This is a genomic window from Cryobacterium cheniae, from assembly GCF_004403395.1.
Taxonomy (GTDB): domain Bacteria; phylum Actinomycetota; class Actinomycetes; order Actinomycetales; family Microbacteriaceae; genus Cryobacterium; species Cryobacterium cheniae.
Map to the genome: position 1 here is coordinate 31,974 of NZ_SOGN01000034.1, position 12,942 is coordinate 44,915.

General features: G+C 68.0%; 10 protein-coding genes and 1 pseudogene. 3 read left to right on the top strand and 8 right to left on the bottom strand.

Going from position 1 to position 12,942, the window contains the following annotated elements; genetic code table 11:
- Positions 1–79: 79 nt before the first annotated feature.
- The 8 genes from E3T23_RS06130 to E3T23_RS06165 all read right to left on the bottom strand — a co-directional run bounded on the left by E3T23_RS06130 (position 80) and on the right by E3T23_RS06165 (position 10,209).
- Positions 80–2,728, bottom strand: coding sequence for a multicopper oxidase domain-containing protein (locus E3T23_RS06130; RefSeq protein WP_134369498.1), 2,649 nt, complete (start codon positions 2,726–2,728; stop codon positions 80–82).
- Positions 2,725–3,846, bottom strand: coding sequence for a hypothetical protein (locus E3T23_RS06135; RefSeq protein WP_134369499.1), 1,122 nt, complete (start codon positions 3,844–3,846; stop codon positions 2,725–2,727). Before E3T23_RS06135 ends, E3T23_RS06130 begins: the two co-directional genes overlap by 4 nt.
- A 21-nt stretch (positions 3,847–3,867) precedes the next feature.
- Positions 3,868–4,158: a DUF2249 domain-containing protein gene (locus E3T23_RS06140; protein WP_134369500.1), complete on the bottom strand. Its 291-nt coding sequence runs from the start codon at positions 4,156–4,158 to the stop codon at positions 3,868–3,870.
- An 84-nt stretch (positions 4,159–4,242) separates the two neighbouring features.
- Positions 4,243–4,704 carry a molybdenum cofactor biosynthesis protein MoaE gene (locus tag E3T23_RS06145; RefSeq protein WP_241977666.1) on the bottom strand — a complete coding sequence of 154 codons (462 nt, stop codon included), beginning with the start codon at positions 4,702–4,704 and terminating at the stop codon, positions 4,243–4,245.
- Positions 4,705–4,708: 4 nt separating this feature from the next.
- Positions 4,709–5,902 (bottom strand): DUF6544 family protein, encoded by a 1,194-nt coding sequence (locus E3T23_RS06150; RefSeq protein WP_134369501.1) that lies wholly within the window; start codon positions 5,900–5,902, stop codon positions 4,709–4,711.
- A gap of 117 nt (positions 5,903–6,019) precedes the next feature.
- Positions 6,020–8,470, bottom strand: a complete 2,451-nt coding sequence (locus E3T23_RS06155) for an ABC transporter permease (RefSeq protein ID WP_338145447.1) — start codon at positions 8,468–8,470, stop codon at positions 6,020–6,022.
- Between the two features lie 113 nt (positions 8,471–8,583).
- Positions 8,584–9,438: an ABC transporter ATP-binding protein gene (locus E3T23_RS06160; protein ID WP_134369542.1), complete on the bottom strand. Its 855-nt coding sequence runs from the start codon at positions 9,436–9,438 to the stop codon at positions 8,584–8,586.
- A 147-nt stretch (positions 9,439–9,585) separates the two neighbouring features.
- Entirely contained in the window at positions 9,586–10,209 is a 624-nt protein-coding gene (locus tag E3T23_RS06165) for a TetR/AcrR family transcriptional regulator (protein ID WP_134369503.1), read from the bottom strand.
- Between the two features lie 191 nt (positions 10,210–10,400).
- Between E3T23_RS06165 and E3T23_RS06170 the strand changes: the two genes are divergently transcribed.
- The 3 genes and pseudogenes from E3T23_RS06170 to E3T23_RS15985 form a co-directional block, all read left to right on the top strand.
- Positions 10,401–11,339, top strand: coding sequence for a CPBP family intramembrane glutamic endopeptidase (locus tag E3T23_RS06170; protein ID WP_134369504.1), 939 nt, complete (start codon positions 10,401–10,403; stop codon positions 11,337–11,339).
- 104 nt (positions 11,340–11,443) lie between these two features.
- Positions 11,444–11,803, top strand: coding sequence for a hypothetical protein (locus E3T23_RS06175; RefSeq protein WP_134369505.1), 360 nt, complete (start codon positions 11,444–11,446; stop codon positions 11,801–11,803).
- A 66-nt stretch (positions 11,804–11,869) separates the two neighbouring features.
- Positions 11,870–12,925 (top strand): annotated as a pseudogene (locus E3T23_RS15985) (enoyl-CoA hydratase/isomerase family protein); the annotation flags it as partial.
- Positions 12,926–12,942: the final 17 nt, after the last annotated feature.

The following is a 12,942-nucleotide window of genomic DNA, read 5'->3' on the forward strand; positions in this document are numbered from 1 at the left end:
GGTCACGGTGTCTTCGCCGGGCAGCGGTGGAGTTCGATCACGACCTGGCCGGGGGTCTGACCGGACTGCCGAGTCGATCTCACGGCGCCACCCGGACGATCCCCCGGGCACCCTTCTCGGCGTCGGACATGACGTGGCTGACGAAGGGGTAGTTGCCCGCCTCGGGGAAGGTCAGCTCGACGAAACCGCCCTGGGCCACGGCCAGGTCGAGCACCTGGGCGCCACCCGTGCCGGTGCTGCCGCCGTCACGCAACAGGTAATCGCCCTCCTTGTAGACGGTGTCGAACTGGCCGCCCACGATGTGGAAGGAGCTGCCCACGTTCGGGCCGGCGTCGAGCACCCAGATGCGCACCTTCTCGCCCACCTTCGCCGTCAGCGGGCGAGCGCCGTACTGGTTGGCGCTGCCGTTGAAAACCACCAGGTCGGGGAACTGCGCCGCCACCTTGTCGGCGTCGGCCTCCCCGCCCTGCGCTCCGAGGTAGAGCTCCGACTGCACAAGGACGTATTCCCGGTCGACCGCGGTCAACCCGGGTGGATCGATGATCACGGCCCCGAACATGCCGTTCGCGATGTGCACCGACATGGGCATCGTGCTGCAGTGGTAGAGCCAGATCCCCGACCGGGTCGCGGTGAACCGGTAGGTCAGGCTCTCCCCCGGATTGATGCTGCGCATGGGCCGGTCGGGCGCGAGTGCACCCGCGTGGAAGTCGATGGAGTGCTGGATCGACCCGTCGTTGACGAAGGTGATGTCGAAGACGTCGCCGACCTTGCCGTGCAGGGTCGGGCCGGGGGCGGTGCCGTTGAATGTCCACAGGGTCTGGGTGACGCCGGGCGACACCTCGGTCTCCACGTCCTCCACCCGCATGGTCAGGGTGTGCACGGTCTCCGCCCCTGCGGACTCCAGCACCGGGTCGCGGGCGACGAAGTCGGCGTCCGGCTCCCGCATCAGGTCGAGGTCGTCCGCCGCGCTCGGCGCGACGCCGGCGGCTGCGGCTGCGGGGCCGTGATCCATCGCCAGGGGCTCGTCGCCGGCGGCAGGATCCGCCCCGCCAGAGCCCACGGCCACGATTGTGAACACCATGCCCAGAAGCTTGTGCCCGGCGATCGAGCACCAGCCCTCGACGTCGGCCCCCACGACGCCGGCATCGAACGCCAGGCCGGCACCGGGGGCGATGGAACCGGAGACCGCCCCGGTGGCGAGCACCAGGTTGTGCACCATGTCGTCGGCGTTGGTCAGGTTGATCACCAGGGTGTCACCGACCGGCACTTCGATGCTGTCCGGGCTGAAGCGGGTGTCGATCATCTCGACGTCGACCGTGGTCGTGTGGCCGGTCGGCTCCACGTCGCCGGAGGCCGCGCCGACGGATGCCCCGCCACTCGCGATCCCGGCGGCGGCCGGGTCCAGGGCGATCCCCAGGGTCACGGCCAGGAGCAGGGCGCCGACGGCCGTGATGGTCGCGCCGGTGCGGCGTGGCGGTGCCGGGGCAACCTGCGGTGACGCCGACGCACGCCCGGAGGGCGTCGCATCCGTCGCCCCGCGCAGCCGGCGGTTCTGCCGCAGGGCCCGCGTCATCAGCACCAGGAAGGAGGCGAGCGTGCCGACGACGAGCAGGGAGAGGGTGACCTTCACCAGGCTGGGCACCGGCAACAGGTACAGAATCAGGCCGACGTTGACGACGATCGCCCGGAACAGGCCGCCGCGCTCGAGTTCGCGGGCCGTGGCCTTGGAGACCCGCGGTCCCCCGCCGAGCACGACCGGCAGCAGGTGGCTGAGGGCTCCGAGCAGGATCTGGGCGGCGAAGCCGACCGCGAACACCGGCACCAGCTGCTCGAGCCGGTCGGCCGCGAGAACCCAACTCGGCGCGAACGCCACGAGCAGGCCGAACCCGAGCACGCAGGCGAAGAACCAGGCGAGGGCGGCGCCGAGGCTCCAGCCGGCGAAGGTGACGGCCGGGGACTGCCTGGCCAGGCGCACGGCTTCTACCAGCACCAGTCCGAGGCCGACCAGGTAGAGCAGCACGCCCGCGGCGGCGACCAGCCGCTGGTCGATCAGCAGGCCGAGGCCGAGCACGGCGAGGCCGGCCAGGAACAGCGGCAGGGTTCCACGGTTCGAGGCGCGCGTCGTCTGCACCCGGGCGTGCAGCACCGTCGGCCAGAGCAGAGCCACCGTGCCGATGACGGTCAGGCCGACCCAGCCCAACAGGTTGAGCCCGATGTGGGCGATGAACATGCGCTCGAACGGGTCGCCGTCGATGTCGGTGCGCGCCATCAGCACGCCCAGGGCCACGCCGATGGCCAGCGCGATTCCGGCCGCGATGTAGTACCGCACCAGCGGCGCGAACCGGGCCGGCAGCGCTCCCCGCGACTGGCGGAACAGCAGCAGGGCGTGGGCGAGGGCATTCGCGCCGACCAGGATGCCGCCGGCCAGCACGAGAGGCCACCAGCCGCCGACGATGCCGGTGATCACGAGCACCGCCCCCACGGTGTGCGCGCCGAGCCGTGCGGCGAGCGAGGCGCGTCCGCCGGGGGCCGGGTGCCGGAGCAGGGTGTCGGCGAAATGCTGGCTCCAGACCAGGATCGCGGTGCTCACGGCGCCCAGGAACAGGAGGTGCACCATCAGCCACGGCGCGACCGGGATGAAGCGGTGGATGAGCACGGCGATGAGGGTGAGGAGGAGCCACGCCGGAGTCAGGAGCCCGGTGATGCGGTGCCACAGTCGGCGATTCATGGTGTGACTTTCAGTTGAGGGTTTGGCTGGCTGGGCCGGGGCTGGCGGCGCGGCACCCCGCGCAGCACCGAGATCACGGCCAGGAGCACGAACAGGAGCACCGCCACGACGTTGGCCACGCCGCCCCACTGCACGAGTGCGGGCAGGTCGCGTGCGTCGCCGAGGAGGATGCGCACCAGCAGGGAGACGTGCAGCAGCAGCACCGGCAGGTAGAGCACCGGGCGGTACGGCAGCGGCCGGCGCAGGACGGCCGGCAGGATGGTGGGGGCGTGCGCCATGATCATCGACATCACGAACCCCAGGAAGACGGCGTGCAGCACGGCGTCGTAGCCGGGACCGGAGAAGCTCGGGCCGACGATGACCCAGCTGGCACCCACGACAAGCAGCCAGCCGTACCCGGCCAGCAGGCACGCGGCCATATACCGAGGCAGACCGGTGCTGCGGATGAGCCGGGTCGCCACGTCGTGCCGGAACAGCCAGGCCACCAGCCCGAGTAACCCGAGCCCGAGAACGGGGTAGCCGAGCACGGGCCAGACGAGAGCGAGAACGGTGCCGAGGGTGAGGACCAGGCCGGCGGCCAGCATCCGGATTTCGGCCCGGTGGTCGACGGATGGTGAGATGCGCGCGAGTTCGAGCCGCTCACCGGCGATCGTGAGGACCAGGTAGAGCGTCATCGCGGGCACCAGGACGGGCACCGGGACGCCTCCGAGCCAGAGCACGGTGGCCGTGAGGCCGAGCAGGGCACCGAGCGCCTGCACCGCGGCGGACGTCGACGGCTGCCGGAGCCAGATCGCCCGGTAGATGACCAGGAGCACGGCGGACCCGGCGACGAAGGCGAGCTGGCCGACCATCAGGGGAAGCGGCGACATGAGCGCCAGGCCACCGAGGCCGAGCAGCCCCGGCGACAGGAAGGCCCAGTTCTTGCGCACGGCGACGGCCCGCTCCAGCACGACCACGGTGCCCACGAACCCGAAGACCATCAGGGGTCCGTGCACATCCGCCAGGCGTGCGGTGACCACCGGCGCCGAGAGGCCCAGCAGGAGCAGTGCCCCGTCGAGTCCGGCCAGCAGGGAGAGTCCGCCCAGCAGCAGGAATGCCAGTCGCCCGTTGCCGTGCACGGTGGTGTCGACTATCGGGTGTCAGGCGGCGCGGGTGAAGCGGATGCGCCAGGCCTCCGGGCCACGCTCCACGTACGACACGGTGAATGCGCCGGGACGCGCCTTCTCCAACTGTGCCAGCAGGGGCAGCGGGTCGTGCGGGGCGATCAGATCGAGCGAGAAGCCGAGCTGGATGGACTCCAGGGCGCCGAAGATGGCCGCGTGGCGGACCGCGTGCGGGATGGTGCGGCCGTCGAGCACGATGGTCTCGGCGTCGTCATGGTTGCAGTTGCAGGTGTGCGCGGTGGTCAGCGTGATGGGTTCGGCGGTCATGGGATGGATCCTCCTCAGTGGCACGACCGAGCCGTGCGCTAATAAACAGGATACACGTCCGGTTTAATAAACCGGTACGTCGAATCAGGTCAGGCCCACCCAGCCGGTCGACCCGTCGACCTCGTACTGTTTCTTCCAGATCGGCAGCTCGAGCTTGACGGTCTCGACCAGTCGCCCACACGCCTCGAAGGCGACGGCCCGGTGTGCGCTCGCCGCAGCCGCGACCAGGGCCAGGTCGCCCACCTCGAGGTGGCCGATCCGGTGACTGACCGACAGGTTCACCTGCGGGTACTCGAGGGAGAACCGGGCGACGATCTCGGACAGGATGCGGCCGGCATCCGGATGCGCGCTGTAATCCAGGCCGGTCACCTGCCCGGCGGCGTCGGGATCGTGGTCGCGCACCTGGCCGATGAAGGTCACGACGGCTCCGCAGGATCCGGTGGAGACGGCCGCGACATGCGCGGCCAGGTCGAGCGGCAACGAGGTCACCTGATTGATGGCGCTCTCGCCCTGCGCCGCGTCGTCGGTCGTTCCTGCTGAATTCACACATTCAGATTACGCGCGGAAGCTGGCGGGTGCTGGCCGAGTGCGGATTGATCGCACCGCCATCGCCCGCTGTGGCGGAGGGTGTGTAGGTGATGGTGTCGAGGTTGTATTCGAGGTAGACGAATTCGTCGTGTGGGGCTGTGGGGTGCCAACGGCCTTCCCCGCGGGTGGCGAGTCGCCGGGTGCCGAAGGAACGATAGTCGCTCAGGGGTGTCGACCAGGGTTGAGGTGACAAGGTCGAGCCGTCCGAAGAGGTGCTCATCCGATCGTCGGAGATGAAGTCGACGAGGTCGCCATCGCGGAAGGTCAGGTCGGCGGTCACGGTCTGCGCACCGTTGGTGAAAACACCGCGGACATGGCTGTCGTCGAGGGACTGCCAGACGATGGGTGCGTCAATGAGCGCCGCGGGGGCGAGGATGCAAAGGTCGTTGAACAGTGTCACGGTTTCGGCCCGGTCCATCTCCGGCCCCGCGACGTTCACCATCCGCAGCACCGAGCACAGCTTGACGCGCATGGTGGCGGTGCGCCCGACGAAGACGTGCAGGACATCGACCGGCAGGCCGACCATCGTGGCGTCCATCCAGAACAACCGGCTGGGCGCGGGCCCGAAAGTATTGACCTGCTCGCCGGTGTACGTCATCCACCGCGACGTCGCACTGGCACGTATTCGGCCGTGAATATTGGCGCGCAGAGCGGTCACCCGGGGTTGACCGACGGCCCCGGAGCGCCGTACGTGCTCGGCGACCAACCCGGGCAGGTGGGCCAGGTCTGCTTCGGTCAGGGCCGTACCTGTGCCCGGAGGGGATTCGCTGAGCGCGGCCTGGACGCGACGCCGGTACTCGGCACGGTAACTCGTTGGGCCGTGGGACAGGAAGGTGTATCCGAGAGCGGCCAGCAGCAGAAGGTTGGCCAGCGTTCCTGTTCTGGCGTCGCTCCACGAGGTGAGGATTGCGATCTGCGAGATCACGACTCCGGCGGCGCCGGCGACCCACCACATGCGATTGCGGGCTGCGACCAGCACCCCAGTCGCTACGACCACGATCGCGGCGGTCAACCAGACCACACCGAGCGCCGGTTCGATCGGTTCGGTTAGAGCCTCCACCTCCGCCCAGCCAAACCCCTTGGCTGCGCCGAGCAGATGGATGAGACCGTGCCCGACGAGCACGACAACGACGAACCACCGCAGAAAGGCTCTCATCGGGTCGCCTCTCGAATCTGTCGGGGAAGAGAGTTTTCGACGCGGTCCGTGCGCGTGGCTGACATGGTGTGCCTTCGTTTTCATTGGGGTGAGTTGCGCGGGTGTGGTGGTGGTGACTCAGTCGGATGCGACGGCGTCGAGCACGGGCAGTCGGGCGGCCCGGGACGCTGGCCATAGTGCGGCCAGCACGCCGACGACGACAGCCAGGACGAGCATTCCGGCGAGCTGCGCCCAGGGAATGGCCAGCGTGGTCAGGCCGACCCCGTTGAATACGGTCGGCATCACTGCTGCAACGGCGACGCCGAGAACAATGCCGACGACGGTGCCGAACAGGGCCGTCAGGACGCTCTCGATGGTGATGATCCCCGCCAGTTGGAGCCGGCCGAGGCCGACGGCGCGCATGAGGCCGATTTCGCGGGTGCGCTCGATTACCGACAGGGCCAATGTGTTGACGATGCCGAGGATGGCGATGATGATCGAGAGCCCGAGGAGCGCATAGAGAATCACCAGGATCTGGTTGACCTGGCCCGCAAGGTCGTCCGCAAAGTCACCCTTGTCTGATACCGAGAGCACCACATATGGGCCGACCGCCTTGACCAGGTCGGCGCGCAGGGTCGCCGCAGTCACGTCAGGAGCAGCGTTGACGAGCAGAAACTCGATTGTCACCTGACCTGGGGGAACGACTTGGGCGAGAAGCCGGTCGGACATGACGATGGGAACGCTCACAAGGTTCGAGTCGATGATTGCACCCACCCGCGCCGACGCCGACACGGCACCGGCGCGGGAGGCGAACGTCACCGTGTCACCGAGAGACCAGCCGCGTTCCTTCGCGGTCGCCGCCTTCACCGCGACGGCGCCGTTGGCAAGGGTGTCCAGGGAACCTTCCACGACATCGAGGTCGATGGTGCGCCCGAACGCCTCGGCAGGGATTCCGACGGCAAACGAGGCATCCTGCGTGCCTGCCCTCTCCCCCGGGCCGACGACGACGGTGGGGCCGTAGGCGAGCACGTCCATCGCGCCGACAGTGTCCAGCGCACGGATGTCTGCCACCGCGCCGACGGGCACTCCGGTAGTCGACCGAATGGAGAAGTCCGACGTCCAGCCGTCGTCGACGATCGCGCGGGTGGAGACCGTGGCCGAGGCAGCCAGGACCGAGGCGGCCCCGACCAGTGCCATGCCGACCATCAGCGCGCTGGCGGTGTTCGCGGTGCGTCTCGGGTTGCGGGCGACATTTGCGCGGGCCAGCCTGCCCAGCGGCCGGACTGCCGCGACGAACACCGCGGCGAGCACTCCCAGGCAATGGCGAACGAGGAACGGGGCCAGAAGCAGCGTGCCGAGGGCGAGCAGCCCCGCACCGACGCCGACCAGAGCTGACCCGTCGCTGTCGGGCGCGAGTAGCGCCACGACGAGCCCTGCGGCACCCAGGGTGGTGAGGACACCGCCGACGATAGTGCGCACAAGCAGAGACCTTTCGGTCGCCGTCGTCTCGCGCATCGCCTCGACCGGCGCGGTGAGGGCTGCGCGGCGGGCCGGCAGGGCGGCCGCCACGACGGCCACGACGGTACCGACAAGCAACGAGACGATCACGGTCGGAGCGTCAAGCGGGATAGATCCTGAGAGGTCCATGCCGACCTGATCGAAGCCGATTCGAAGCAGCGAGACCAGGCCGAGGCCCCCGGCGATGCCCAGCGCGGACCCGAGCAGACCCACAACGGCGGCCTGAGTCAGGATGGACGCGAACACCTGGGTCGGCGACGCTCCTACGGCGCGTAACAGGGCGAACTCGCGAGTGCGCTGACGCACCAACATGGAGAACGTGTTCGAGATGATGAAGGCCCCGACGAATAGCGAGATGCCTGCGAACACCAACATGAACGCCTGCACGAACCCAAGCTGAGCTTCGATGTCCGTGCGCGCCTCGGCTCGCATCGCGTCGCCGGTGAGAGCCTCGGCCACGGCCGTCTGATCGCGCGAAAGCACCGGGGCCAGGTTCGCGACCAGGCTGGTTTCGGTCACGTCCGGGTGTGCATACACGGCGATCGTGGACACCATACCGTCCGGGGCATAGATCGCCGTCGCGGTCGCAACGTCGAGGTACACGATTGTGGCCCCGGCCAATGCGGTTCCCATCGAGATTTTTCCGGTGATCTGAACAGTGCGAATTTCGCCGGCCACAACGACTTGTGTCCGGTCTCCCACCGACAAGCCGGATGACGTCAGGGTTGCGGACTCGAGGCCGATCTCGGTCGGTCCATTGGGGGCGCGACCGGAGGCGATCGTGACCGTGGCGTCGTCGGGATACAGCGCCACCCCGAAGCTGGGCGACTGGGTGCTCTGGACCGCGGTACCGTCTTTCCCGACGAGGACGATCGGGCCGGAAATCTCGGCGAACGCCTGATCGACACCGCGCACTGTGGCGATCCGATCGGCGAGACCGGCTGGCACGGTATTGCGGGTTTCGCCGGTTGTGCCGGTCATGCTGCGCCCGAGCGCAGGTTCGGCTCCGCGAACATATGCGTCACCGAGCAGGGTCGAGTCCACGATCCCGGAGAATGTGGAAGACATCATTGTGCGCAAGGAGAAAGTGCCGGCCACGAAGGCGACCCCAAGCGCGACAGCCAGAACCGACAGGACGAATCGCACGAGATGCGCGCGTATTCCGCGCAACGCCACGCGGCGCATCAGACACGCACCGGGAGAAGCATTGCAGAATCGTCGGCGTCGTTGTCGGCGTTGCCATTGTCCGCAGTGGGTGCAGCGTCGAGGCTGCCGAGCACCTCGAGCACGGATGCCTGTGTGGGGTTTACCAACTCGCCAACGAGCCCGCCATCGGCCAAGAACAGAACTCGGTGAGCATAGGTGGCCGTGCGGGGGTCATGGGTGACCATGACGACACTTTGGCCTAGGTCGTCGACGGACCGGCGCAGAAAGCCCAGCAACTCGGTGGCCGCCCTCGAATCGAGATTACCGGTGGGCTCATCGGCGAAGATCACCGCGGGTTTGGCGACGAGCGCCCGGGCGCAAGCGACTCGCTGCTGTTGACCTCCAGACAGCTCGCTGGGGCGATGGTGCAGGCGGGACTCAAGCCCCACGGCGGCCACGACCTGGTCGAAGTGCGCACGATCGACCGGCCTGCGGGCGATGTCCAGCGGCAATGTGATGTTCTCCGCCGCGGTGAGCGTAGGAACCAGGTTGAAGGCCTGGAAGATGAACCCCAGACGGGTGCGGCGCAGCTTCGTCAGTTGGCGCTGGTTCATCCGGCCGACGTCTTCGCCGTCAATCGTCACGGTCCCGGAGGTGATTGTGTCCAGGCCCGCCATACAGTGCAGGAGGGTGGACTTGCCCGACCCGGACGGGCCCATGATCGCCGTCAGCTCACCACGAGTGAAATCAACATCGACAGCCGCCAAAGCCTGCACCGCCGTGTCGCCCCGCCCATAGGTCTTCACCAGTCCCCTCGCCGATGCAATGGCCGACGCGGGGATGGCTGTCGCGGAGCGAATCTCAAGGGGGTGGGGGGTTGGGTTGTCGGTCATGTCTTTTCCTGTCGGAAGGGGAGATGGGATGGAAATTGATCGTGCGGTGAGCGCGTTCGATCGGCGCGGGCGCTGTGCGGCGCAGGCGCGTTCGAACGATGCGGTCAACTGAAGGCGTCAAGCCAAAAAGGTGCCGACGTGCGGGTACTAGCTGGAAGCGGTTTTGTAACGGGCGAAGACAAGGTGGACGGCCGCACGTGCGTAGCCGGCCGCGATGGGCTCTCCCGTGATCAGGAGGTTGAAATACAGGGGGCCGACGAGGGCGTTGATCACGAAATCGACATCCGTATCGCCCGCGAGCTCGCCGGAGGCGATTCCGCGCTCGATGGCCGCGTGCCAGTGCCGCACATTCGGCTTGATGATCAGATTGCGGTAGCTGGCGGCGAGTACCGGATCGGCGGCCATCTCTGCCACCAGGCCAGGCAGCACGCGGCCGAGGGGCGTCAGGGTCAAGAGGTCGATCAGCTGGTCGGTCAAGGCAATCAAATCGTCGGCGGCGCTGCCGGAATCATTGTCGTTTCCGGGACGCATTTGGGTGACCATCGCTTCGACGACAAGCTGGGACTTTTGCGACCACCGCCGGTAGATGGCCGGCTTACTCACCCCCGCCCGCCGGGCGACCTCCGCCACCGAAACGCGGACGTAGCCGACCTCGGAGAGCAACTCAATCGTCGCCCGAAGGATGGCCTGATCCATGTCCGGGTCACGGGGACGCCCGATATCGCTGCCGCGACCACCGGGGCGGCGCGGCGCCATCTGCGACTCGGACATCGAAACCAACTCCCTCTTACGTAATTATCAGTAACGTAACAGAATTGGCGGGGTTACGCAACTAGACGTTACGGAACTGCCCGTAATGGTTTATGCTCGGGAGTGCTCTCGAACTCCGCATAACCACCGCACACCCGCACGACGAGGCCAACCCAGGCCGGTCGAGGCGATGCAACAACGAAGGGTCAGTCATGAGCAAGAACGCACTTTCAATATTCGTCTTTCTGCTGATCGCCTTCGGGCTCTCCTGGCTGCTATCACTGCCGCTCTGGCTGGGTGACGGACTCGCTGACCCACTGTTCGCGGTGGTCGCACTGGCCATGATGTTCACGCCGGCGATCGCAGCGATCATCGTCGTGTTCGCCATCGAACGACCCCGGGACAAAGCCCGGGTGCTCGGATTGTGGCCGTTGAAGCCGGCCGGTCGCTTCATCGGCTACCTCGCGCTCGGCCTCACCGTTCCCGTGGCCCTCATTCTCGTCGCACTCCCCATCGGCGCTGTGCTGGGCGTCTATCCCGCCGACTTCGTGACATTCTCGGCCTTCCAGGAAATGCTCGATGCCCAAATGGCGTCGGCGGGCGCATCCGAACTTCCGATCCCGATCGCTGTCCTGGTCGGACTCCAATTCATCAACGTGCTGGTCGGAGCGTTCATCAATCTGGTTCCGGCGCTCGGTGAGGAGCTCGGCTGGCGCGGCTGGCTGCTGCCCAAGCTCATGCGACTCGGCACGGTACCGGCACTACTGCTCTCGGGAGTGATCTGGGGGTTGTGGCATGCCCCACTCATCCTGCTCGGCTACAACTATCCGGGAGCCCCGGGCTGGCTGGGCCTGACCATGATGATCGGCATGTCCACCGTTGTCGGCGCGGTCTTCGGATGGCTCCGACTGCGCTCCGACTCCGTCTGGCCGGCAGCCCTGGCCCACGGCGCGTTCAACGCCGCCGCCGGATTCTCTCTCGTCTTCGCCGCCGCCGGTGAGTCAATCGACACGACTCAGGCCACCATTCTTGGGTGGTCCGGATGGATCGTGCCTCTGGTTCTCGTTGGAGTCCTCATCACCACCAAACAGTTCACTCCCGCGGCGCCGAAAGTGACGGTTCACGAATCGGTTGCTGCGCGCACGTCCTGACCGGCAACGACGGAAGGACAGCCAAAGGCCAGCCAAAGGCCAGGGACGAATGGGACCACCTCCCGACAACGGAACGTCCCGAATTGGGGCGTTGACACTCACGTGTGTACGCCGCGCTTGCCCGTTCCAATCGGCGCCGGCAGCAGCTACTCGCGCTCGGCCTGCTCGGCTACCTCTTCTACGCGTACGGCATCTACGTGATCGAGCGGGCCTACAACGGCTTCTACCTGGTCTACCTGGCGATCTTCACCCTGGCGTTCTGGAGCGTGGTCTACGGCACGGCCAACCTGCGGCGAGAGGTGATGGCGCGGACAACGATGCCGCGCGGGCTGTGGGTTGTCTCCGCTGTCGGCGCGCTACTGCAGCCTCTGATGTTCGGCGGGCTGCACCTGCGTCGCCTGGGGTTCACCGTCTGTGGAGAGGAGATCGTCGTCGGCGAGGGCGGAGCTGCTCCCCGATTCTGAGTCGCCGGTGAGTGAACCCGTCTGATCGGAGTCGGCGCCGGTAGCGTGGGGTCCATGCTCGAGATCATGGACGACCGGCCGGACCTACTGCTGCGCCGAGACGGGCGGCTCGCCCAGATCGTCCTGAACCGCCCGGCGGCCCTGAACGCCCTCACCCACGCGATGATCCGACAGATGTCCGCGGTGCTCGCCGACTGGGCCGCCGACGGTCTGGTCGAGACCGTCCTGCTGACCGGCAGCGGTGACCGGGGTCTCTGCGCCGGGGGCGACATCGTGGCGATCTACCGCGGTGCGGACGCGGGCGCGGACGATCGAGCGGACGCTGACGCCGAGGCCGAGGCCGAGGCCGAGGCCGCCCGGTTCTTCGCCGACGAGTACCATCTGAACGCGCAGATTCACCGTTATCCCAAACCGTACGTGGCCGTGATGGACGGCGTCGTGCTCGGCGGCGGGGTCGGCGTCTCCGGCCATGCGAACACCCGGATCGTGACCGAGCGCACCCGGCTGGGGATGCCGGAGACCGCCATCGGCTTCGTCCCCGACGTCGGCGGAACCTGGCTGCTGTCCCACGCGCCCGGCGAGCTCGGCACCCACCTCGCCCTGACCGGCGCCCTGGTCTCCGGGTCCGACGCCATCGCGCTGGGCCTGGCGGACCACTTCATTCCGAGCGACCGGCTCCCCGCGCTGGCCCGCGCCCTGGCCGGGACCGACGCGGCCGAGGCGGTGCGCGCCCTGGCCGAGACGCCCCCGCCGTCCGCCCTGTTCGCCCAGCGGCACTGGATCGACCGGTGTTACGCGTTCGACGACGTGGGCGAGATCGTCGCCGCCCTGCAGCGCTCCCCCGTGGAAGCCGCCCGCGAAGCCGCCGCCCTCATCCTCACGCGGTCTCCGACCGCCCTCGCGGTCACGTTGGCCTCGCTGCGCCGGGCCCGGCGGCTCCCGGGCCTGGACGAGGTGCTCGACCAGGAATACCGGGTGACGCTTCGTTTCCTGCAGCGGAGCGAGCTGCAGGAGGGTATCCGGGCCCAGGTGATCGACAAGGACCGCTGCCCCCGGTGGTCGCCGGCGAGCCTCGGCGAGGTGACGGAGGCATCCGTCGACGCGTTCTTCGCGCCGCTCGGCGGGCAGGAGCTGGGGCT